Below are 22,631 nucleotides of genomic sequence, written 5' to 3' on the forward strand. Positions count from 1 at the left end.
CAGGCGGGCGAGCGGGATGACGGCCATGACGACGATGACGACCATGACGACACCGGGCGCGGCGGGCGCGGCGGGCCGCGGCGGAGCGCTGAGGTGGCGTGTGCGGCTGCCGGGCCGGCTCGGCCGCGCGCAGGGGCCCGCCACGCCCATACCGCTCCAGGTCAACGCCCTGCAGGCGATGTGCCGTCAGGTCTTCGGCTTCCGCCTGGCCATGATCGCCGTCGCCGCCCCGCCCGCCCTGGTGAACGCGGCCCCGGGACTGGGCGTCCGCCTGGTGGGCGCCGCCGTGGTCGTCACCTTCATGGGCTCCTACGTCCTCTTCCGGGACTGGGAACGCTTCGGCCCCCTCCTGCTGCGCCACCCCGCGCTCCTGGTCGTGGACACCGCCTTCGGCACCCTGCTGCTGATCTCGGCGGGCCCGGAGACCACCCTCGCGTACGTCAGCGTCTGCACCCCCCTCCTCGCCGGCATCGTCTACGGCTGGCGGGGCGCCGCCTGCTTCGCCTCCCTCCAGTCGCTGATCCTGCTGCTGGTGCACGCGACCCTCGTGCCCGATCCCGGCGCGAGCCTCGCCGAACGGCTGCTGCTGCCGGGCCTGTGCGTCATCACCGGCGCGATGGGCTCGTCGCTGCGGGGCCTCATGCTCCGGTTCGGCGCAGCCACCCTGGCCCTGACCACCGTCAAGGCCCGGCTGGCCGTCACCGAGGCGGTCGCCGCCGAACGCGCCCGGCTGGCCCGCGAGATGCACGACTCCGTGGCCAAGACCCTGCACGGCGTGTCCCTCGCCGCCGACGCCCTCGCCCGCTCGGCCGCCGCGCCCGACATGGACCCGGCCCGGGTGCGGCAACACGCCGAACTGGTCGCCCGGGCTGCGCGCCGCGCCGCCGCCGAGTCCCGCGAACTCCTCACCGACCTGCGCCGGGATTCGGATCCCGCGCAGATCGTCGACATCCTGCCCGAACTCGCCGCCCGCACCGGCGACTTCGCACAACGCACCGGCCTGCCCATCACCTACCACCCCTCCGGCGACCGGACGACCCTCCCCGTCCCGCCCGCGGTCGCCCGCCAGCTCCTCACGATCACCTCGGAGGCCCTGGAGAACGCCCACCGCCACGCGGCCCCCACCCATGTCGAGGTGCGCGCGGCCGTGCACGGCGAACTCCTCACCCTCAGCGTCCACGACGACGGCTGCGGCCTCCCGCCCGACACCACCCTCGAACGACTCCGCCGCACCGGCCACTTCGGCCTGGTCGGCATGGCCGAGCGGGCCGCCTCCGTCGGCGCCCGCCTCCACATCGGCCACGGCGACGACGCCCGGGGCACCGAGGTGCGCCTGGAACTCCCGCTGGCCGCACTCACCCGAGAGGAGGCCGCCTGATGCCGGACGGCGCCGTGCAGCCGCTCTTCCCCCCACCCCCCAGGCCGGCCCCCGTGCGGGTGGTGGTCGCCGACGACAACCCGGTCGTCCGCGCGGGCCTGACCGCCCTCCTCTCCGGCCGGGACGACATCACGGTCGTCGCGGAAGCGGCGGACGGCCGAGCGGCCTACGAGGCCACCCGCGTCCACCGCCCCGACGTCGTGCTCCTGGACGTCCGCATGCCGGGCGTCGACGGCCTCGCCGCGCTTCCCCACCTGGCGCGGATCGCCCGGGTCGTGATGCTGACGTACAGCCACGAGGCCGAGATCGTCCGGGCGGCCCTGCGCGGCGGCGCCGGCGGCTATCTGGTCCACGGCGAGTTCACCGTGGAGGAACTCGCCTCGGCGATCCGCGACGCCACCTCGGGCCGCGCCCACTTCACCCCGACGGCGGCGACGGCGGTCCTCGCACACCTCCGGTCCGATGCGAATGCACACGCAGAACCGGACGCAACTACCCTATTTCCTGGGACATCTACAGAACCGCTTTCGCAGTTGCAATCGCCTGTGAGACAGTTGACACCTGTACAGAGGGCGGGGTTCCAACTCAGCGTGCGGGAGGCGGAGATCATGGACTTCATCGCATCGGGCATGAACAACCAGCAGATCGCCGCCGCCTGCTTCATCAGCGAGAAGACCGTCAAGAACCACATCAATCGCATCTTCGCCAAGCTGCACAGCAGCAGCCGCTCCGAGGCGGCGGCCAAGTGGCTGGGAACGGCGGTGACGTCATGACGCCGCGTCGAACCCCTCCCTGGGCCCGGAATTGGGCCCAGGGACCCTCGGCCGAACCGCCGCCCCCGTCGTACGGTGCCCCTCACGCCACGAACGGAGGGGAACGCCATGAGCGACCTGCTGCTGAAGACCGCCGTCGCGGCCAAGGTCCGGGTGAGCGGCTGGACGAACACCACGGTGCGGGCGGCCCGCCGCCGCACCGACGACAAGGGACAGACCGCGGTCGAGTACCTGGGCATCATCGCGGTGGTGGTGGCGATCGTGGTACTGATCGCGAACACAAACCTGGGCCAGACGATCGTCGACAAGCTGACCACCCAGATCGGCAAGGTCGCTCCCTGATCCGATCTGCTCGGTACAGAGATGCAGGGCAGGCTTTCCCCATCTACATCACGGTGGTGGCGGGCCTGCTCTTTCTCGCGTTCGCGTACTTCGCGGTCGGCCAGGCCGCGGTGAACCGCAACGGAGCCCAGACCGCCGCCGACGCGGCGGCACTGGCGGCGGCCCAGGAGACGCGGGACCAGCTGGCGGACCTGTGGGCCCTGGTCGTCAGCGACCCGACGAAGTGGCAGGACATCTTCGACGGCATCGGAGCGACCGACGACCCGTGCTGGCGCGCCAATGATCTCGCCGCGCAGAACGACGCCAGCGTGGACGCCTGCCACCCGGACGGCCTTCGCTTCAGCGTCGACGTCCAGACGAACAAGTCGGCGGGGGATTCCGTAATCCCCATCACGAGCACCACCCGGGCCCATGCTTCCGCCACAGCCGTGATCGAGTCCCTGTGCACGTTCAAGCTGCCGGACCCGACCCCGACTCCGGACCCGGCCCCGACCCCGACTCCGGACCCGACCCCGACTCCGGACGCCGAGGACGACGTGCTGCCGAGGCTCACCTGCAAGGACGGGGGGATATGGGATCTGGACCCGGCGGACCTCGGGGAGCTGCCCCGGCCCGAGGATCTCTTCTCCGTCCACCTGGCCGACTGAACGAGCGAACGACGAGTGAAGAAGGAGGCAGAGCGATGAGCATGCGGTTCACTGCGAAGGCCCGCAGGGCGACGGTCGCGCTGGCAGTCGCAGCCGGGCTGGCCCTCGGCTCGACCGCCTGCGGTGGCGGTGGCGGCGACGACAAGAAGCCGCAGTCCACGGCATCGTCCTCCAAGACCAGTGGCTCGCAGCCGAACACGCAGGAAGAGCAGCCCGATGAGCCGTTGGCCGAGCTGAAGGGCCCGAGCGGGCTGCTGCTCCAGGTCCTTTCTGCCGTTCGGGACTCCGGCGGCTTCGTCACCGTGAACGCCGCTCTGAAGAACGACAGCGGCACGATGGTCACGATCCCCTCCGCACTCAGCGGTAACGAGACCGAGATCATCAACAACGGACGATCCCTCGGCGGAGCCACCCTCGTCGATTCCAAGAGCAAGAAGCGGTACTACGTCCTGCGCGACACGGAAGGACGGCCGTTGACCACGACCGGGTTCTCCACCCTCAAGGCCGGTGAATCCATCGACGTCTTCCTCCAGTTCCCGGCCCCGCCCGCCAGTTCCACGGACGTCACCTTCCAACTCCCGCTGTTCCCCAGCGGGGTCATCAAGATCTCCGGGTGAGGCGGTCATGACCCCACGTCTTGCTCTGGCCGTGGCCACGGCCACCCTGGTGATCGTCGGTACGGTTCCCGCCGCGCACGCCGACACCGCCCCCAGCGTGCCCCCCGGCACCGAGCCCACCGCCACCGCCCCCGTCGAGGTGGACCCCAACGACCCCGATCTCAAGCTCCCCGAGGGCGGCACCCTGGCCGAACCCAAGGTGCTGGACATCAAGCAGGTCGTCGAGGACGAGACCGGTGACGAGCGCCGCGAGGACACCAACGCCGACGTCACGTTCGCCCTCCAGGCCGAGGTCCTCTTCGGCAAGGACAGCGCGAGTCTGGGCGCGGCGGCGAAGGCCCGGATCGGCACGATCGCGGCGGAGATCAAGAAGCAGAACACCACCCTGGTCCGCGTCTTCGGGTTCACGGACGACCTGGGCTCCTCCGCCCACGGCGACGTTCTGTCGAAGCAGCGGGCGGACGCCGTGCAGGCCGAGCTCGCCGGTGAGCTGAACAACCCGAACATCACCTTCGAGGTGCGCGGCTACGGCGAGCAGTACCCCATCTCCGACAACTCGACCGAGGCCGGCCGCAAGAAGAACCGCCGGGTGGAGGTCACGTTCCCGCGGACGGTGAGCTGACCCGGACCTCGACCCGCACCCCCGCCCGCACCCCCCACTGCGCCATGGCCCCCGCCGCGGCCTCCAGCACATGCCGGGACCGCAGCCGGGGCAACCCCAGCCGCCCCGGCCGCATGGTGCGCACGGCGATGACCGTCAGGTGCCGGTCGAGATACGCGACGTCGATCGGCATGCGCATCCGGAACGTGTGCACACTGCCGGCCGGCGTCAGCAGCATCGCCCCGGCCATGGAGTCCCGCCCGAGCAGGCCCTTGGTGCGGGCCCGGTAGGAGGCGGCGACCTCCAGCGGAATCCGCGGCCCGGCACCGCCGCCCACGATGAGTTCGCCTCGCCCGTCCCGCCAGCGCGCCATCCCCGTCTCCCCTCGGTCGCGTCGTTAGCCTCTGCACGGTAGCGAGCCGGGGACACGAAGGGTGGCTGTCGTATGGGGAAGATCGTCCTGATGATGTCGATGTCCCTGGACGGCTATATCGAGGGCCCGGGCCACGACATCTCCTGGCATCGGGTCGACGACGAGGTGCACAGCTACGTCAACGATCGGATCCGGGACCTGGGCGCCATGCTCCTCGGCCGGACCACCTACGACCTCATGGCCGACTTCTGGCCGACCGCCGACGCCGACCCGGCCGCCCCCGCCGCGGTGGCCGACTTCGCCGCCATCTGGCGCGAGAAACCGAAGTTCGTCTACTCGCGGACGCTGGACCACGTGGACGGGAACACGACGATCGTCCGGGACGTCGTCCCGGCGCAGGTGCACGCCCTCAAGGAGCAGATCGGCGGCGACCTCGGCCTCGGCGGCGCCGAACTCGCCGCGGCCTTCCTGCGCCAGGACCTGGTCGACGAACTCCGCGTCTACGTCCACCCGGTGCTCGTCGGCGCCGGCACCCCCCTGTTCGCCCGGATGGCCGACCCCGCCACCACCGCGCTGCACCTCGCCGAGTCCCACACCTTCGGCAACGGGGTCGTGGGGCTGCACTACGAGCGCCCCGAGTAGGACAGGGCTTGCGTGTGGGTCGGCGCATCGCGAAAATCAGCGGCGGCCGCCGCGCCTGCGGTGCCACGATCGCCGTATGGACGTCTTCGAGAGCCTCCTCGCGGAGGGCGGGGCCGTGCCCACCGAGGGGTGGGACTTCTCCTGGTTCGAGGGGCGGGCCACCGAGGCGCGACCCTCCTGGCGGTACGCGGCGTCGCTGGCCGGGCGGCTGGCGGGCGCGAGCGCCGCGCTCGACGTGCAGACCGGGGGAGGGGAGGTCCTGGACTTCGCCCTCGGCCGCGCCGCCCCCGAGGCGCCCGTCCTCACCGTCGCCACGGAGGGCTGGCCGGCGAACGTCGCCAAGGCCACCGCCCTGCTCCGCCCGCGCGGCATCGCGGTCGTCGCGTGCCCCGACGACGCCCCGCTGCCGTTCGCGGACGCCGTCTTCGACCTGGTGAGCAGCAGACATCCGGTCCGGCCGCTCTGGGGCGAGATCGCCCGCGTCCTGGGGCCGGGCGGGACGTACTTCGCCCAGCACGTCGGCCCCCGCAGCGTCTTCGAACTCGTCGAGTACTTCCTCGGTCCGCAGCCGGCGGCGGAGCACAGCGCACGTCACCCCGACCGCGAGCGCGCCGACGCCGAGCGGGCCGGGCTGGAGATCGTGGACCTGCGCGCGGAACGGCTCCGCGTCGAGTTCCACGACATCGCCGCCGTCGTGTACTTCCTGCGCAAGGTGGTGTGGATGGTGCCCGGTTTCACAGTGACGGCCTACCGGCCCCGACTGCGCGCCCTGCACGAGCGGATCGAGGCCGACGGCCCCTTCGTCGCGCACAGCACCCGCCACCTCGTCGAGGCGCGCCGTCCGTGAGCCGCCCCTGAGCCGTCCGGAGGCCGTCCGTGGGCCGCCCGGGGAGCGCTGTCGGGGAATTGGCCAGGAACCGCCCCCCCCCGCCGTCCCGGGCGCCGGGACGACCCCGAAACGCGGGCGTTCGCGTCAAGCGGGCGTTCGCGGGCGCGTTAGCCCGTCGGAGGGACGGATGGACAAGTGGCCTACCCGGGCTCAAGTCGCTCCAAAACCTCAGCATCCCTCGGCAAACGGGTGTATTCCCCTGGGAATCCGCTGTGTTCCGGCCATGAACCACCCATGAACCACGCCCGAAACGGCCACCGGCGCGTCGCCGGGCGACTCCGGAGAGTAGTTGTGGTGCGCCGATGCGCGCAGCATCACTTACGAAGGGTTATGGTGGAAACCCCCCCTCGGGCCGGTCCGTCTCCCCCCCACGGACCGGCCCGTTTTTTGTCCCCGTACCCCCGCACCCCCCCCGCACCGCCGTCGGCTTGCGTGTGACCGCTCCGAGCCCTGCGGGGTAGGCTGCGCCCGCGGGGACCGCACCGTACGGAGGGGCTGACAAACACGTGAACCTGCGCGACAAGCTGCGCGGCCTTCTGGTCAGGCTGTACGCACGCCGGGTGGAAGGTCACCTGGACCACGCTCAGGTGCCCAAGCACATCGGCGTCATCATGGACGGCAACCGACGCTGGGCGAAGGCCGCGGGTTCCACCACGGAGCACGGCCACCGGGCCGGCGCCGACAAGATCGAGGAGTTCCTCGGCTGGTGCAGCGAGACGGACGTCGAGGTCGTCACCCTCTGGCTGCTGTCGACGGACAACCTCGACCGCGCCAAGGAAGAACTCGTCCCGCTCCTCGGCATCATCGAGGACGTCGTGCGCACCCTCGCCGCAGACGGCCGCTGGCGGGTCCACCACGTCGGCAACCCCGACATCCTCCCCTCCCATGTGCAGACCGCGCTGAAGGAGGCCGAGGAGTCCACCGCCCATGTCGGCGGGATACTGGTCAACGTCGCCATCGGCTACGGCGGCCGCCAGGAGATCGCCGACGCCGTGCGCTCGATGATCGTGGACGCGGCCGACAAGGGCACCTCGATCGAGGACCTCGCCGAGTCCGTCAGCGTCGATCTGATCGGCCGCCACCTCTACACCGGCGACCAGCCCGACCCCGACCTGGTGATCCGCACCAGCGGCGAGCAGCGGCTGTCCGGATTCATGCTGTGGCAGACGGCCCATGCGGAGTACTACTTCTGCGAGGTCTTCTGGCCGGCCTTCCGCAAGGTCGACTTCCTGCGCGCCCTGCGCGACTACGCGGCCCGCCACCGCCGTTACGGCGGCTGAGGCGCCACCCTCGCGTCACCCCCCTTGGGGCGGAAGTAACAAGGAGTTCACCGGGGCGCCGTCATATGCCCTGGCATGGCAGCGCATGTTCGAGGGCATAAGCCAAGCAGGTCGACGCCCGAACCACGGGTGTCGGATCTCAGCGGGCGGCACGGGGCCGTCCGCCCGGGAGGCCCTTTGCACCAGCCCGACCGTGCGGTCACGGCACGGAACAAGCAGCGGGGGGCCGGTTCCCGGCCCGTGCAAGCGGGCCGGGAACCGGTCCAGCTCCACTCCGTCGCTCCCCGACCTCATCCGAGGGGGTACGTCCTTCCGTGGTGACCAGCACAAAGCGCCGTATGCCAGACCGGCGCACCTATGTTCTCGACACCAGCGTCCTGCTGGCCGACCCGAACGCCATGACCCGCTTCGAGGAGCACGAAGTCGTGCTTCCCATCGTGGTGGTCACGGAACTGGAGGCCAAGAGGCACCATCCGGAACTCGGCTACTTCGCCCGGCAGGCGCTGCGCCTGCTCGACGACTACCGGGTGAAGTTCGGTCGCCTGGACGCCCCCATTCCGATCGGCGAACTGGGCGGGACCATCCGTGTCGAGCTCAACCACTCGGACCCCAGCGTCCTGCCGTCCGGCTACCGCCTGGGGGACAACGACTCCCGCATCCTCGCGGTCGCCCGCAATCTGCAGGCCGAGGGATTCGACGTCACCGTCGTGTCGAAGGACCTTCCGCTCAGGATCAAGGCGTCCTCGGTCGGTCTCCTCGCCGAGGAGTACCGCGCCGAGCTCGCCATCACGGGCTCCTCCGGCTGGACCGGGATGTCCGAACTGATCCTGTCCGGTGAACAGGTGGACATCCTCTTCGAGGAGGGGCGCATCCATGTGCCCGAGGCCGCCGACCTGCCCGTGCACACCGGTCTGACCATCCAGTCGGAGCGCGGCAAGGCTCTCGGCCGGGTCACCGCCGACGGCAACGTCCGCCTGGTGCGGGGCGACCGGGAGGCGTTCGGCATCAAGGGCCGCAGCGCCGAGCAGCGCATCGCCCTCGATCTGCTGCTCGACCCGGACGTCGGGATCCTGTCGATGGGCGGCCGGGCCGGCACCGGCAAGTCCGCGCTCGCGCTCTGCGCGGGTCTGGAGGCGGTCCTGGAGCGCCGCCAGCACCAGAAGGTGATGGTCTTCCGGCCGCTGTACGCGGTGGGCGGACAGGAGCTGGGCTATCTGCCCGGTTCCGAGGCCGACAAGATGGGCCCCTGGGCGCAGGCGGTCTTCGACACGCTGTCCGCGGTCACCAGCCGCGAGGTCATCGAGGAGGTCACCGCGCGCGGGATGCTGGAGGTCCTGCCCCTGACCCACATCCGGGGCCGTTCCCTCCACGACGCCTTCGTGATCGTCGACGAGGCGCAGTCGCTCGAACGGAATGTGCTGCTCACCGTTCTGTCCCGGATCGGGGCGAATTCCCGGGTCGTACTGACCCACGATGTGGCACAAAGGGACAATCTGCGGGTCGGGCGTTATGACGGAGTGGTCGCCGTCGTCGAGAAACTGAAGGGGCATCCGCTCTTCGCGCACGTCACTCTGAACCGGTCCGAGAGGTCCCAGATCGCGGCGCTTGTGACCGAAATGCTGGAGGACGGGCAGATCTGAATACCCTGCCCCAATTGACGGGGATCGGGTGTGTGTTGGCGCCGTCCGACAAAGGCTGTGAGCCTAGTCGGGCGGCGTCGGCGTGTGTGGGGGTTTCGCGAAATACCCGGGGTCCCGACAGGTGTGAGCTTTCACACGTAACTCGGAATTGCCTTGCGCGGTTTGGTTACGGCAGAGTCTCAGTCCTGTCAGGCCCCGCATGCGACACAGCTGTATCCGCAACAGCACAGCGCCACTTGAGCATCACCTCAAACTCCATACCGACCGTCGTATGCCGCCCGCGCATCACGGGCGATCCCTTTCCGGGAGTCGTCCACCGGGCCCGCGTCTCCTGTGACCCCGTAGTTCGGAGACCAGCGCCAGGGGCACGATTGCGTCCGCCACGGTCACCGAAGCGGGCGCTGCTGGAAGGAAACCGTGTGAGCCGGATCTCGGTCCGGGGATTCGCAGTGGCCTCGGCCACGGCGGTCACCGCTGTCGGAAGCGTCGTCGGCGTTGCCTCGGGCAGTGTCGCGCAGCCCAACGACGCAGAAGCGACGGCAGGCGACTCGACGCTCCTCGCTGACATACCCGCGGGCCAGCAGGCCCAGGTGCAGACGGCGTCCCTCGCGCAGCAGGCCAACGTTCAGGCCATCGCCGCGGACGAGGGCGCGAAGAAGGTCGCCGAGGAATCGGCTCGCAAGGCCGCCGCCAAGACGGCCGTCGCGAAGAAGAAGGCCGCCGAGCAGGCGGCCAAGGACCGCGCCGAGGCCAAGGCCAAGGCCAGCCGCAGCGCGGGCGACTTCCCGATCCAGAGCTCCTACACCACCGCGCAGCTCAAGGCGATGGCGGCGGCGATGGTGCCGAGCGGTCAGTTCCAGTGCTTCAGCAACATCGTGGACCACGAGTCCAGCTGGAACCCGCAGGCCGTCAACCCCTCCTCCGGCGCCTACGGCCTCTTCCAGGCGCTGCCCGCGGGCAAGTACGCGTCGGCCGGCTCGGACTGGCGGACCAACCCGGCCACCCAGATCAAGTGGGGCCTCAACTACATGGACAGCCGCTACGGCAGCCCGTGCGAGGCATGGTCGTTCTGGCAGGCCAACCACTGGTACTAGGCCGTACGGCCGACGGCCGTACGCTCCCTTTCTCTGCCGATCAGCACACCTGACGACCAGCAGACCTGACGACCAGCAGAAGGAATCCGTGTGAGCCCGATATCGGCCCGGGGATTCGCCGTTGCCTCGGCTACCGCTGTCACCGCCGTCGGCGCCGTCGTGGGCGTCGCCTCGGGCGGCGCCGCGCAGCCTCTCGACGACGCCGAGGCGGCAGCGAGCGAATCCACCCTCCTGGCGGACTTACCCGTAGGCCAACAGGCCCAGGTGCAGTCCGCCACGCTGACGCACCAGGCAGACGTCCAGGCCATCGCCGCCGACACCACCGCCAGGAAGTCGGCGGAGGAGTCGGCCCGCAAGCAGGCGGCCCAGAACGCGGTGGCCAAGCAGAAGGCCGCCCAGGCAGCCGCGGACAAGGCGAAGGCGGACAAGGCCGCCAAGGACGCCGCCAAGGCGGCCGAGAACGACGTCGAGTCGACCTCCGCCTCCGGAAGCTTCCCCCAGCAGGCGTCGTACACGGTCGCCGAGGTCAAGGCCATCGCCCGGCAGATCATCCCGAGCGGTCAGTTCCAGTGCTTCAGCAACATCGTGGACCACGAGTCCACCTGGAACTACCAGGCCGTCAACCCCTCCTCCGGCGCCTACGGCCTCGTCCAGGCCTATCCCGGCTCGAAGATGTCGTCCGCGGGCGCCGACTGGCGGACCAATCCGGCCACCCAGATCAAATGGGGCCTCAACTACATGAACGACCGCTACGGCAGTCCCTGTGACGCCTGGGCCTTCTGGCAGGCCAACGGCTCCTACTGAGCCGCTGACTTCGCGGAATTTCTCAACCCTGCGCAGCCCCTCCCCGTCCTAGGGGGAGGGGCCATCGCCATGTACGGTCGGTACGGCCGTGACCGACGACTCCAGGGGGAGTGGTGGGGAGAGACGGGGGAAGAGGTCGGATCATGTCGCGAGTGCCAGGGTGGCTGGGCCGGCTCGGCACCAGGCTGAGCGAGATGGGCGAGCGGCTCGACGAGCGGCGTGCGGAGGTGGAGCGGGAGACCTCCGCCGAACTGAATCCGCCGCTGAACCCGGCGCGGGATCCGACGCCGGATCCGCGCCCTGATCCGCATGCGACGTCGAAGCCGGCGACGTCCGGGGCCGCCGTGACGTACGCCGGCTCCGTGGCGACCGCCGAGGAGTTCCTGGACGATCCCCCGCCGCGGGCCCCGCGTCCCGATCCCGCGCAAGTGGTGCCCTGGGGCGTCCGGGTCGCGGCCGAGGCGGGCTGGCGGCTGCTGGTGCTCGCCGGGACCGTCTGGATCCTGATCAAGGTCATCAGCGCGGTCCAACTGGTCGTCATGGCCTTCGTGGTCGCCCTGCTCCTCACCGCGCTCCTCGAACCGATGGTGGCCCGGCTCAAGCGGGTCGGCGTCCCCGGCGGGGCCGCCACCGCGCTGACGGCGATCTTCGGGTTCGTCGTCATCGGCCTGATGGGCTGGTTCGTCACCTGGCAGGTCATGGCGAACATCGACGACCTCTCCGACCAGGTCCAGGACGGCATCGACGACCTGCGCCGCTGGCTGCTGAACAGCCCCTTCCACGTCACCGACAAGCAGATCAACGGCATCGCCGAGAACCTGCGCGACGCGATCGGCGACAACACCGACTCGATCACCTCGGCCGGCCTGGAGGGCGTCACCGTCGTCGTCGAGGCGCTGACCGGCATCCTCCTGGCGTTCTTCTCGACCCTCTTCCTGCTCTACGACGGCAAGCGCATCTGGGAGTGGTCGCTCAAGCTGGTCCCGGCCGCGGCCCGGCCGGGCGTGTCGGGCGCGGGCCCACGGGCCTGGGCGACGCTCACCGCGTATGTGCGCGGCACGGTGATAGTCGCGTTGATCGACGCGATCTTCATCGGCCTCGGCATCTACTTCCTCGACGTGCCGATGGCCGTCCCGCTCGCCGTCTTCATCTTCCTGTTCTCCTTCATCCCGCTCGTCGGCGCCGTCGCCTCCGGGGCGCTCGCGGTCGTCGTCGCGCTCGTCACCCAGGGCGTGTTCACCGCCGTGATGACCCTGGCGGTCGTGCTGGCCGTCCAGCAGATCGAGGGCCACATCCTCCAGCCGTTCATCCTCGGCCGCGCGGTACGCGTCCACCCGCTGGCGGTGGTCCTGTCGGTCGCCGCGGGCGGCATGGTGGCGGGCATCGGCGGCGCGATCGTCGCCGTGCCCCTGGTGGCCGTCACGAACACCGTGGTGGGCTATCTGCACGCCTACTCCCGCGAACAGGCCCTGCGGCACGCGCCGCGCCCCAGGGGAGCCACCGCCTCGGACGTGGCGCCGGTGAGGGCCGCTCCGACGACCTGGGCAACCCCGGCGACCCGTCCCGCTCCGACGACCCGGGCCACTCCGACGGATGCGCCGCCCGCGGACGACACGTCAAATGAGCACTGAACAAAGCACATTGAATTCCCCGAAAGGCTGCTGAGCGCTCAACTTCCGTCAGCCGAAGGTCAGCTGAGGGCAGCTCGGAAATCCCCCGCTGGAATATGCGCCCCGACTGATACACATTCCCTCCTCAGCGCTACGCGTCAGGCGTATGTGCGAGAGGCCCTGGGGGAGTGATGTCGGGCTACGAAGTGCTGGCACGCGACCTTGCCGCGTGCAGCCGGGAGGGCTTCACCGGGGAACTGCGCGTCTTCGGCGCGCCCGGCGGCGCCTTCCATCTGTACGGCGGACTGGTCGTCGCGGTCGAGTCGCCGGGCGCGCCCGCGCCCGAGGCGCTGCTGCTGCGCTCCGGCAGGATCGGCGGCGAGGAGTGGGCCGGGCTGGTGCGCGAGTCGGGCGGCGCGCGCTGGCCGGCCGCCGGGCTGATCGCCCACGGCTATGCCGGGGCCGCCCAGCTCCGGGTGGTCTGCGCGATGGCCCTCCAGGACGCCGCGTTCGCAGTCGTCGCGGGCAGTGTCGACGGCTGTGAACGCGGCCTCGCGGAGGGTCCGCCGCCCGCCGCGGTCGCCGTCGGGGAACCGCCCACCCGGCTGCTCCAGGAGGCGTCGCGCAAGCTGGCCGCGCTGCTGGCGCTGCCCTGCCCCGTGCGCCCGGACCGGGAGCGGCCCGTGCCCGCCTCCCTGTCCTACGCGGCGGCCCGCCTCGGCGCGTTGCGGTGCGAGCTGCTCGCCCACGCGGACGGCCGGCGCACCGCCCGCGACCTCGCCTTCCGCACCGGGCGCGGGGTCTACACCGTCACCGTGGAGGTGGCGCGGATGCTGGGCGAGGGGCTGCTGGAGTGCGTGGACGCGCCGCGCCCGATCCCGGTCCGGCTGCCGCCCGACGGACACGGCGTGCGCCCCCGGGAACCGGCGCCGCCCGCGCTCCCGCCGCCGCAGCCGGTTCCGGAGGAGGCGCACGCGCTGCCCCGCCGCCGGCCCGGCGCCAGCGGTATCAACGAAGCGCTCACACCGGAACAGGACGACGACGACGCCGGCAACGGCACCGGCTGGAAGGAGTTCTTCCGCCTGCGGAACTCGCCGGCGAAATAGCGACCCCGCATACATGCCCCCCACACGCATGCCCCCCACACGCATGCCCCCACGCAAATGCCCCCCGCACACAAATGCCCCCACGCGAAACCCCCAATGAAAACAGACGGTCATATGCGATCAGAATCAGGGGAGTTGCCTTCATGGACCACAATGCCCTCGCGCGGGAGATGCGCGGCCTGCGCGAGCAGGTGACCGGCATCACCGACACCGCGGTGGCGGCGGCCGACGGACTGCTCATAGCCGCCGACACCGCCGACTCCATCGACCCGGAGGGCCTCGCCGCCCTCGCCGCGGCCGGCCTCGGCCTCGCCCGCCGCACCGCCGAGGCGACCTCCCGCGGCGCCCTGCACCGCACGGTGGCCTACGGCAGCCACGGCTGCGCCGCGTTCTACGCGGTCGGGGACACCGCGCTGATGGTCGTGCTCGGCGACGAGGGCATGGACGTGGAGCGCCTGCACACGGCGACCCAGCCCGCCCTGCGCCGTATCGACCTGATTCTCACCGAGAAGACCGGAGCCTGAAGGGATGGCGACGAAGCGTATGACCCCAGGTTTCTCCGACCAGGTGATGGGCCTGGTCAAGTCATTGCGTACGGATGCCCCCGACTGCGTCGCGTCCGGCGTCGTCGACATGTCGACCGGCATGCTGCTCTCCTACGAGACCGTCGACAACCATCCGCCCGAGGTCCTGGACCTGCTGGCGGGCGCCACGCTCGACCTCTTCCAGGGCCGCACGGTCGTGATGATCGAGGATGTCTTCAAGGAGCGGCGCGGGCACCAGAGCGACAACCACTTCTTCCAGGAGATCCTCGTCAACAGCGAGAACCTCACCCACCTGTTCGTGCGGATGACCGAGCAGCAGGACGTCGTCGCGGTGGTCGTCTGCCGCAAGTCCGTCAACGTCGGCATGCTGTTCGCGCAGGTGCGGAGGGTGGTGCGGGAGTACCAGCTGTGAACGGCGAAGGGCCCCTCGCCGGTGCGAGGGGCCCTTCGGGGTCGGCCCGGCCGTGATGCGCCGTCGTTCCGCGGCGCCTGAACCGCAGCCGACTTCGTCCGACCCGCTCAGGCCGTTGCCCGGCCGTTCCTCGGCGGCTACTCCGTGCGCAGCCCGTCCGGCCGCATCAGCCGCAGCAGCGGCGGCAGGCTGAGCAGCGTCACCACCAGGACGACGGCCGCGCCGATGCCGGTCATCGACAGCACGCTGGGCCAGTCGATGGCGACCGGCGTGTCCGTCATCTTCAGCAGGATCGCGCCCAGCGTGAGCCCGACGATCAGGGCCAGCGCCAGGCCCAGCGTGATCGGGATCGCCGTCTGCCACAGCACCGACAGGCCCAGCGTGCGCCGTCGGGTGCCGAAGGCGACCAGCGACGACAGCAGCTTGCGGCGCTCGCGCAGCTGCTCCAGCTGCGCGACCAGCAGACTCGCGCCGATCAGCAGCAGCACCGCGGCGGAGCCGACGAGCAGGCCGGTACGGATGGACACGTACTTCGCGGACTGCGTGTTGGCCGACCAGGTCATCGAGTACGCCAGCGGGTCCACCTGGGCCGCCGTGTTGCGGGAGTACTCGAGGGCGTCGGGCACCGACCGGTCGACCGAGAGATACACCTGACCGCTGACCGAGCGCAGGGCGTCCTCGGGGAACGCGCTCGGCGTGACCAGGAAGCCGCTGCGCTTGAAGCCGGTCGGGTCGTCGATCGCAGCGGCCTTCGTGACGCCCGCCGGGACCGTCCAGATGGTCTCCGGACTGTCGAAGCTCGACTCCAGGTACAGCTTCTTGCCGGGCTGGTTCAGCTCCGGTTTGTCCTGGGAGTATGCGGAGCCGGTCAGGAAGAAGACGTCGCCGTCCTTGCAGGAGGGCAGCTTCGCCACCTCGCGCAGGGCCGTGCAGTCGCCCACGGCCAGCTCGGTGGCCTTGTTCGGGCCCTCGTCGTCGGTGCGCCAGCTGGAGACGCCGAGATAGCCCTCCCACAGGGCCGTGACCTTCCGGACGGCCTTGGTGTCGGCGAACTTCTGGGCGGTCGCCGCCATCGGGGCGCCGTCCGGCACCTGCACCTGCATCTGCGCCCGCTCGACGTCCTTGCCGGTGGCCTTGGTGTAGTCGTCGTCCACCCCCGCGAAGAGCATCTGCAGCGCGATCGCCGCGGCCACCGCCACCGCGATGCCGTTGACCATCCGGGCCGCCGAGCCGCTGCTCAACTGCAGTCGCCGTACCGCCAGCTGCCAGGCGATGCCGCCGTTGCCGAGGCGGCCGACCGCGGTCTCCACGAGCCAGGGCAGCAGCGCGGTGACGCCGACGAGGAGCAGCAGGACGCCGCCGGTCACCAGGTACTGGTTGAAGTCGCCGTTCTCGGCGCCCTGCCCGATCATCGGGTAGAGCATCGCGATGCCGGCCAGCGGCAGCAGCAGCCGCCACCACAGCCGGCGCCGTCTGGGCTTCGTCTCGCGGACCACGCCGAGCGGCTCGATGACCACACCGCGCAGCGCGAGCAGGGTGACGAGCACGGCGGCCGTCGGCACCGCGACGGCGACCAGCGCGGCCAGCCAGGGCGAGGGGTTGAGGTAGCTGGGCCACACGCTGACGCCCATCACCTCGACGGAGCCCGCGATCTGGCGGCCGACGAAGAAGAAGCCCGTGCCGAGGACCAGACCGAGCAGCGCGCCCGCCATCGCCTCGCCCGCGGCGATGCGCCGGGTCATCCTGCTGTCGGAGCCCACCAGCCTGAGGGCCGCGAGCCTGCGGTCGCGTCGCTCGCCGCCGAACCGCACGGCCGCCGCGATGAACACGGCCACCGGCATCAGCAGCATCACGATCACGACGAGGTTGAGCAGGAGCAGCACCGGGTCGGTCGACGTGGGCTGCAGGTTCTTCTCCCCGAACCGGGTCAGCCGGGACACATCGCCCGCCCCGATCTCCCCGGCGAGCCCGGTGGCGCCCGAGTAGTAGGCGAGTTCCTGCGAGCCGATGAGCCCGCGCTCCCCGATGGTCCCGATGATCTTGTAAGGCAGCCGCTCCCGCAGCAGCGCCGCGTCGTCCGAGGCGAGCAGCTTCTTCAGCGCGGGGGAGACGAGCATCTCGCCCTTCGCCGGGTACGCGTCGAGGCCGGGCGGCAGCGGGGCGTTCGGCCCCTCCGGCTCGACCAGCCGGCCGCGCACGGACTTGTCGCGGAAGTCCGTGTCGACGTCGGCGACGATGACGGTGTTGTCGGCCTTCTTCGGCGGGGTCTCCGCGAACGACCAGTCCAGCCGGGCCTGTTCGCGCTCGTGCCGGACCGAGATCGCGTTCGGCAGCGCGGTCGACAGCAGCAGCAGCGCCACCCCGAGCCCGACGCCGAGCGCCGTCAGCACGGCCCGGACCCACCCCTCCCGGCCGCCCGCGAAGGCGAACCGGATGCCCATGCCCAGGTCCCGGGACCACTGGCTGACGCTCATACGACGCGCTCCATGTCGCGCGACTTGCCGTCCCGTACGACGATCTCGCGGTCGGAGTAGGCGGCGACCCGTGCCTCGTGCGTCACGAGCACCACGGCCGCGTTGGTCGATCGGGCGGCCTCGGTGAGCAGCTCCATCACGCGCTCGCCGTTGAACGAGTCCAGCGCGCCGGTCGGCTCGTCGGCGAAGACCACCCGCGGGCCGGTGACGAGCGAACGCGCCACGGCCACCCGCTGCCCCTGGCCGCCGGACACCTCGCCGGGCCGCTTCTTGCCGAGGTCGTCGACCTCCAGGCGTTCCATCCAGCTCAGCGCGGTGCGCTCGGCCTGCTTGCGCGGGGTGCCGTTCAGCCGCAGCGGCAGCGCGACGTTCTCCACGCAGGTCAGCTCCGGGACCAGCTGGCCGAACTGGAACACGAACCCGAACTCCGAGCGCCGCAGCTGACTGCGCTGGGCGTCGCTCATCGTCGCGAGCTCACGGTCGTTGTAGCGGATCGAGCCCGAGTCGGGCGTCACGATGCCGGCGAGGCAGTGCAGCAGCGTCGACTTGCCGGACCCGGACGGGCCCATCACGGCGACGACCTCGCCGGCGTGGATGGAGAACTCGGCGCCGTCCAGCGCCATCGTCGGGCCGTACGCCTTCTTCAGGTTCTCGGCGACGAGCAGGGATCCCCCGGGGGCGTTCATGCGGTGACCGCCGCCTTCAGCTTGTCGAGGCGCGCGGCGGTGAGCTCCAGCCAGCGAAGGTCGGCCTCCAGATGGAACAGGGCATGGTCGCAGATCAGCTGGTCGGCCAGATCGCCGTTGCGCTTGCGGTCGGTGAGGATGCGCATGCTGCGCAGGTGCTCGGACCGCTGGGTGTCGAGGATGTCGGCCGCGTCGCGGTCGGTCAGCAGCGCGAGGACGATCTTCGTGTACAGCGTGGACTGCAGATACGGCTCGGGCTTCTCGGGCGTGGCGAGCCACTGCGCGACGTCGGTGACGCCGGCGTCGGTGATCGCGTACCGCTTGCGCTCGGGGCCGCCGCCGGCCTCGATGCCGTCGACCGCGACGAGCCCGTTCTTCAGCAGGCGCGACATCGTCGAGTAGACCTGGCCGTAGTGCAGCGGCCGGTCGTGACCGAACTTCTCGTCGAAGGCCCGCTTGAGGTCGTAACCGTGGCGGGGCCCGGACTCCAGGAGTCCCAGGAGAGTGTGACCGATGGACATGAGAAGGACTGTACATGCGGTGTATACCCGGTGTGTATACAGGCTGTGCGCAGGCGCCGGCGGGGGCTGGGAGAACACAGGTGGGGGCCGATTGTCACTGTTCTGCTACAGACCCGGCCCGATCAGGCCGGCGGGGGGCCGGGGGTGGAGCCGCCCCCGGGGGGCCGCCCGCGGCGCGGGATGGGTCCCGCCTCGCCCGGCAGCCGCCCCGCGTCCTTCAGGGCCTTGCGCAGCAGGAACTCGATCTGCGCGTTCGCCGACCGCAGTTCGTCCGAGGCCCAGCGGGCCAACGCGTCGTAGACCAGCGGGTCGAGCCGCAGCAGCACCTGCTTGCGCTGCTGCTGCGGCCGACGCCGAGGGGCCTGGCCCTCTTCGGGGGAGGTCACTGGTAGAGCGTCCCGGTGTTCAGCACCGGCTGGGGCGATCGGTCCCCGCACAGCACCACCAACAGGTTGGACACCATCGCCGCCTTGCGCTCGTCGTCCAGTTCCACGAAGCCCTGCTCGGCGATCCGGTTGAGCGCCGCCTCGACGATGCCCACGGCGCCGTCCACGATCTCCCGCCGGGCCGCGACCACCGCACCGGCCTGCTGGCGCTGGAGCATCGCCGAGGCGATCTCGGGAGCGTAGGCGAGGTGGGTGAAGCGGGACTCGATGATCCGGACGCCGGCCGCCCGCACGCGCGCGTGCAGCTCTATCGCGAGCTTCTCGGTGATTTCCTCGGCGTTGCCGCGCAGCGACAGCCCGTCCTCGTCGTGCGAGTCGTAGGGGTACTCGATGGCGATGTGCCGGACGGCCGCCTCGGTCTGGGTGGCGACGAACTCCAGGAAGTCGTCCACCTCGAAGGAGGCCTGCGCGGTGTCGTGCACGTTCCACACCACGACCGCGGCGAGCTCGATCGGGTTGCCGTAGGCGTCGTTGACCTTGAGGACGGGCGTCTCGTGATTGCGGACCCGGGTGGAGATCTTCTCGCGGGAGGTGAAGGGGTTCACCCAGCGCAGGCCGTCCTCGCGGATGGTGCCCCGGTAGCGGCCGAAGAGCTGCACCACGCGGGCCTCGCCGGGCGACACCATGTTCAGCCCGCACATCGCGAGGAACGCGGCGAGGGCGACCAGGATGCCGCCGGTGATCAGCGCGGCCTCCAGGCCGGCCGCGCCCGCCATGCTGCCCGCGGCGATGATTCCGCCGCCGGCCAGCAGCCCGGCCAGGCCGAGCGTCAGCGCGAGCCCGCCGCCCACGCTCGTCGCGGTGAATTCGTGCACGGTCGGGTCGGGCATGTGCGGAGCGTCGACGGCGTCGGTCGTGGCGTCGGCGTGGACGTCGGCGGTGGCCGTGGGGTCGTGTGCGGACATGGAGGGATCCCCGTCTCTGTTCATCAGCCGTTTCAGTAATCAGCTGCCTAGCTAAGTGATATCACTTTAGCGCGTGATGGCAACCCTGTACGCCTCTCGTACGTCGAATCGGTGGGGACGTTCCACCGGTTCCACGCGGCGGGGTGCTGATTCTCACGCCCTCTGAACACCGGATCGAGAGCGTTCCGTCATAGAGAGCGGTGTTAGCTTTCTGAGCTGACCTGCCCCTGCCCTTGGGCACTGGTGTGACTGCCGAATCGGAAGCGGAGCGAGCGGACTCATGGGACGAGCGGAAGAGAGACGAGCGCGACAGCGCGGTGGCCGCCGCGCGGCGCCCAGGAACCGCTCGGCGGAGACGGAGGCGCCGCCCGCGACGCCGGAGTCCCCGGACACGGCCCCGGGCCCGGACTCGGCCACCGCCACGGCCTCGGCCGCCGCTGCGGACGCACCCGCGACCGGAGGCCGCGCGGCGGCCCGCAGGGGCGCGAAGAAGGGCGGCAAGGGAGCCAAGGACGGCAAGGACGGCAAGGGCAAGGCAGGCAAGAAGGACAAGAGCCTGATACGCCGGATCTTCACCTGGAAGAAGATCCTCGGCACGTTCCTCGGCCTGACCGTGGCCGTCATCGGCGCCTTGGTCTGGCTGTACGTCAGCACGCCGATTCCCAAGGGCAACCCCGACGCCGACCTGCAGAGCAACGTCTACGAGTACGACGACGGCGCGATGCTCGCCCGCGACGGCGACGTCAACCGCGAGAACGTCGACCTCTCGAAGGTCCCCAAGCCGGTGCAGCACACCTTCGTCGCCGCCGAGAACAAGACCTTCTACAACGACGCCGGCGTCGACCTCAAGGGCACCGCCCGCGGTGTCCTCAACACCCTGATGGGCAAGGGCGCGCAGGGCGGTTCGACGATCACCCAGCAGTACGTCAAGAACTACTACCTGACGCAGGAACAGACCGTCACGCGCAAGCTGAAGGAACTGGTCATCTCCCTGAAGCTGGACCGGGAGGAGTCCAAGGACTACATCCTGGCCGGCTACATCAACACCAGCTACTACGGCCGCGGCGCCTACGGCATCCAGGCCGCCGCCCAGGCCTACTACCGCGTCGACGCCGACAAGCTCAGCGTCGAGCAGGGCGCCTACCTCGCCGCGCTGCTGCAGGCGCCCAGCCAGTACGACTGGGCCGTCGCCTCCGACACCGGCAAGCGCCTGGTGAAGAACCGCTGGAACTACGTCCTCAACAACATGGTCGAGCAGGACTGGCTCGACAAGAGCAAGCGCGAGGCCATGACCTTCCCGGAGCCGCAGGAGCCCAAGGCGGCGCCCGGCAAGGAGGGCCAGGTCGGCTACCTGGTCGACGCGGCCAACGCCGAGCTCGCGCGCCAACTCGTCGCCCAGGGCATCGCCGACGACTTCGAGTCGGCCGCGGCCCTGGTGCGCAAGGGCGGCTGGAACATCGAGCTCAACATCGACAAGGCCAAGCAGAAGAAGCTGGAAGCGACCGTCAAGGAGCAGCTGACCAGCAAGCTGGACAAGAAGAAGCGCTCGGTCGACGGCGACGTCCAGGCCGGCGCGGTGTCCGTGAACCCGAAGACGGGCGCGGTCGAGGCGATGTACGGCGGCACGAGCTACACCGAGCACTACCTCAACAACGCCACCCGCACCGACTACCAGCCCGCCTCCACCTTCAAGCCGGTCATCCTCGCCGCGGCCTTCGACGAGGCCGCCAAGACGCAGGACGACGACCCGATCACCGCCAACACGATCTACGACGGCACCAGCAAGCGCCCGGTCGTCGGCAGCGACATCGGCTTCGCCCCGGAGAACGAGGACGACGCGGACTACGGCGACGTCACCGTCCAGACGGCGCTGAACAAGTCCATCAACTCCGTGTTCGCGCAGATGGGCGTCGACGTCGGGATGGCCGAGGTGCTGAAGGTCGCCGACGACCTCGGCATGGACACCGAGGACCTCAAGGCCGTGCCCGCCCAGACCCTCGGCACCATGGGCGCGAGCCCGCTGCAGATGGCCGGCGTCTACGCCACCCTCGATAACCACGGCAAGAAGGTCACCCCGGCGCTCATCAAGTCGGCGGAGAACAGCGCCTACCCGTCGTTCAAGCACACCGACCCCATCGGCGAGCAGGTCATCAGCCGCGAGGCCGCCGACTCGGTCACCTCGGTGCTCACCGGCGTGGTCGACGACGGTACGGCCAAGAAGTCCGTACGGGACAACCCGCTGCGCAAGGGCCAGAAGGTCGCGGGCAAGACCGGAACCTCCGACTTCAACAAGTCGGCCTGGTTCACCGGCTACACCCCCGACCTGGTCACCTCGGTCGGCCTGTTCGGCGAGTCCGCGAAGGCCCCTCACCCCCAGGTCCCGTTGACCGGCGCGACGACGGGCCTGACCACGGTCGCGGGCCGGATCAACGGCGGTGGCTTCCCGGCCCAGATCTGGGCGGCGTACACCTTCGGCGTCTCCACCAAGGTCACCAAGTTCGACCTGGAGACCGACCAGGGCGCGGCGGTCCAGACGGCGTCCCCGTCGCCGACCACCTCGCCGTCCGCTACGACGTCCCCGTCCGCGACCGTCACGCAGAAGCCGAGCCCGACGACGAGCAAGCCGACGACGAGCAAGCCGACGACGAGCGCCCCGACGACGAGCGCGCCCACCACCACGGAGCCGACCGGCGGTGTGACGACGCCACCCGCGTCGGAGTCCCCGTCGACGGAGCCGGAGGAACCGGAGGACCCACCGAACCGGTAGGCAGCCGGTCGGACAGCCGAAGATCCTGAGAGACGAGGACAGGGCGCCCGGGAAGACCCGGGCGCCCTGTCCTCGTCTC

At 70.5% G+C, this 22,631-nt stretch carries 23 protein-coding genes; 17 read left to right on the plus strand and 6 right to left on the minus strand.

Features of this window, described 5'->3' with window-relative positions; translation table 11 throughout:
• Positions 1-25 precede the first annotated feature (25 nt).
• From ACWCPF_RS09075 to ACWCPF_RS09100, 6 genes are all read left to right on the plus strand, one after another.
• Complete coding sequence (locus tag ACWCPF_RS09075; protein ID WP_451044323.1) at positions 26-1,378, plus strand: sensor histidine kinase; 1,353 nt, start codon at positions 26-28, stop codon at positions 1,376-1,378.
• On the plus strand, positions 1,378-2,151 hold the full coding sequence (locus tag ACWCPF_RS09080) for a response regulator (RefSeq protein WP_451044324.1): 774 nt from the start codon (positions 1,378-1,380) through the stop codon (positions 2,149-2,151). Before ACWCPF_RS09075 ends, ACWCPF_RS09080 begins: the two co-directional genes overlap by 1 nt.
• Positions 2,152-2,259: 108 nt before the next feature.
• The gene (locus ACWCPF_RS09085; RefSeq protein ID WP_451044325.1) at positions 2,260-2,493 is read left to right on the plus strand and encodes a Flp family type IVb pilin; all 234 of its coding nucleotides are present in this window, start codon (positions 2,260-2,262) and stop codon (positions 2,491-2,493) included.
• Positions 2,490-3,140, plus strand: a complete 651-nt coding sequence (locus ACWCPF_RS09090; RefSeq protein ID WP_451044575.1) for a pilus assembly protein TadG-related protein — start codon at positions 2,490-2,492, stop codon at positions 3,138-3,140. The genes ACWCPF_RS09085 and ACWCPF_RS09090 overlap by 4 nt, the downstream gene beginning before the upstream one ends.
• Positions 3,141-3,175: 35 nt before the next feature.
• Positions 3,176-3,757: a hypothetical protein gene (locus tag ACWCPF_RS09095; protein WP_451044326.1), complete on the plus strand. Its 582-nt coding sequence runs from the start codon at positions 3,176-3,178 to the stop codon at positions 3,755-3,757.
• 7 nt (positions 3,758-3,764) lie between these two features.
• Positions 3,765-4,379 carry an OmpA family protein gene (locus ACWCPF_RS09100; protein WP_451044327.1) on the plus strand — a complete coding sequence of 205 codons (615 nt, stop codon included), beginning with the start codon at positions 3,765-3,767 and terminating at the stop codon, positions 4,377-4,379.
• On the opposite strand, the gene ACWCPF_RS09105 is transcribed toward ACWCPF_RS09100, so the two are convergent.
• On the minus strand, positions 4,354-4,731 hold the full coding sequence (locus tag ACWCPF_RS09105; protein ID WP_451044328.1) for a DUF192 domain-containing protein: 378 nt from the start codon (positions 4,729-4,731) through the stop codon (positions 4,354-4,356). The two genes, ACWCPF_RS09100 and ACWCPF_RS09105, sit on opposite strands and share 26 nt — an antisense overlap.
• Before the next feature lie 72 nt (positions 4,732-4,803).
• Between ACWCPF_RS09105 and ACWCPF_RS09110 the strand changes: the two genes are divergently transcribed.
• The 10 genes from ACWCPF_RS09110 to ACWCPF_RS09155 all read left to right on the plus strand — a co-directional run bounded on the left by ACWCPF_RS09110 (position 4,804) and on the right by ACWCPF_RS09155 (position 14,753).
• Positions 4,804-5,373: a dihydrofolate reductase family protein gene (locus ACWCPF_RS09110; RefSeq protein WP_451044329.1), complete on the plus strand. Its 570-nt coding sequence runs from the start codon at positions 4,804-4,806 to the stop codon at positions 5,371-5,373.
• A 76-nt stretch (positions 5,374-5,449) separates the two neighbouring features.
• Positions 5,450-6,220, plus strand: coding sequence for a methyltransferase domain-containing protein (locus tag ACWCPF_RS09115; protein WP_451044330.1), 771 nt, complete (start codon positions 5,450-5,452; stop codon positions 6,218-6,220).
• A gap of 548 nt (positions 6,221-6,768) precedes the next feature.
• A complete protein-coding gene (locus ACWCPF_RS09120; protein WP_451044331.1) occupies positions 6,769-7,542 on the plus strand; it encodes an isoprenyl transferase in 774 nt (257 codons plus the stop codon).
• A gap of 314 nt (positions 7,543-7,856) precedes the next feature.
• Positions 7,857-9,182, plus strand: coding sequence for a PhoH family protein (locus ACWCPF_RS09125; protein ID WP_451044332.1), 1,326 nt, complete (start codon positions 7,857-7,859; stop codon positions 9,180-9,182).
• A gap of 419 nt (positions 9,183-9,601) precedes the next feature.
• Positions 9,602-10,276, plus strand: a complete 675-nt coding sequence (locus ACWCPF_RS09130; RefSeq protein ID WP_451044333.1) for an aggregation-promoting factor C-terminal-like domain-containing protein — start codon at positions 9,602-9,604, stop codon at positions 10,274-10,276.
• 90 nt (positions 10,277-10,366) lie between these two features.
• Entirely contained in the window at positions 10,367-11,080 is a 714-nt protein-coding gene (locus ACWCPF_RS09135) for an aggregation-promoting factor C-terminal-like domain-containing protein (RefSeq protein ID WP_451044334.1), read from the plus strand.
• A 143-nt stretch (positions 11,081-11,223) separates the two neighbouring features.
• The gene (locus ACWCPF_RS09140) at positions 11,224-12,711 is read left to right on the plus strand and encodes an AI-2E family transporter (protein WP_451044335.1); all 1,488 of its coding nucleotides are present in this window, start codon (positions 11,224-11,226) and stop codon (positions 12,709-12,711) included.
• A 170-nt stretch (positions 12,712-12,881) separates the two neighbouring features.
• Positions 12,882-13,796: a MarR family transcriptional regulator gene (locus ACWCPF_RS09145; RefSeq protein ID WP_451044336.1), complete on the plus strand. Its 915-nt coding sequence runs from the start codon at positions 12,882-12,884 to the stop codon at positions 13,794-13,796.
• Positions 13,797-13,939: 143 nt separating this feature from the next.
• Positions 13,940-14,320 (plus strand): roadblock/LC7 domain-containing protein, encoded by a 381-nt coding sequence (locus ACWCPF_RS09150; RefSeq protein ID WP_451044337.1) that lies wholly within the window; start codon positions 13,940-13,942, stop codon positions 14,318-14,320.
• Positions 14,321-14,324: 4 nt separating this feature from the next.
• Entirely contained in the window at positions 14,325-14,753 is a 429-nt protein-coding gene (locus tag ACWCPF_RS09155) for a hypothetical protein (RefSeq protein ID WP_451044338.1), read from the plus strand.
• Positions 14,754-14,890: 137 nt separating this feature from the next.
• Here ACWCPF_RS09155 and ACWCPF_RS09160 read toward each other — a convergent pair whose 3' ends face one another.
• From ACWCPF_RS09160 to ACWCPF_RS09180, 5 genes are all read right to left on the minus strand, one after another.
• Positions 14,891-17,227: an ABC transporter permease gene (locus tag ACWCPF_RS09160; RefSeq protein ID WP_451044339.1), complete on the minus strand. Its 2,337-nt coding sequence runs from the start codon at positions 17,225-17,227 to the stop codon at positions 14,891-14,893.
• Positions 17,224-17,913 (minus strand): ABC transporter ATP-binding protein, encoded by a 690-nt coding sequence (locus ACWCPF_RS09165; protein WP_451044340.1) that lies wholly within the window; start codon positions 17,911-17,913, stop codon positions 17,224-17,226. Before ACWCPF_RS09165 ends, ACWCPF_RS09160 begins: the two co-directional genes overlap by 4 nt.
• Positions 17,910-18,434, minus strand: a complete 525-nt coding sequence (locus ACWCPF_RS09170; protein ID WP_451044341.1) for a PadR family transcriptional regulator — start codon at positions 18,432-18,434, stop codon at positions 17,910-17,912. The genes ACWCPF_RS09165 and ACWCPF_RS09170 overlap by 4 nt, the downstream gene beginning before the upstream one ends.
• 122 nt (positions 18,435-18,556) lie before the next feature.
• Positions 18,557-18,820, minus strand: coding sequence for a hypothetical protein (locus ACWCPF_RS09175; protein WP_451044342.1), 264 nt, complete (start codon positions 18,818-18,820; stop codon positions 18,557-18,559).
• Entirely contained in the window at positions 18,817-19,785 is a 969-nt protein-coding gene (locus ACWCPF_RS09180) for an SPFH domain-containing protein (protein ID WP_451044343.1), read from the minus strand. The genes ACWCPF_RS09175 and ACWCPF_RS09180 overlap by 4 nt, the downstream gene beginning before the upstream one ends.
• A 280-nt stretch (positions 19,786-20,065) precedes the next feature.
• Between ACWCPF_RS09180 and ACWCPF_RS09185 the strand changes: the two genes are divergently transcribed.
• The gene (locus ACWCPF_RS09185; protein WP_451044344.1) at positions 20,066-22,552 is read left to right on the plus strand and encodes a transglycosylase domain-containing protein; all 2,487 of its coding nucleotides are present in this window, start codon (positions 20,066-20,068) and stop codon (positions 22,550-22,552) included.
• The last annotated feature ends 79 nt before the right edge of the window (positions 22,553-22,631 follow it).

It is taken from the genome of Streptomyces sp. NPDC001858 (genome assembly GCF_053594615.1).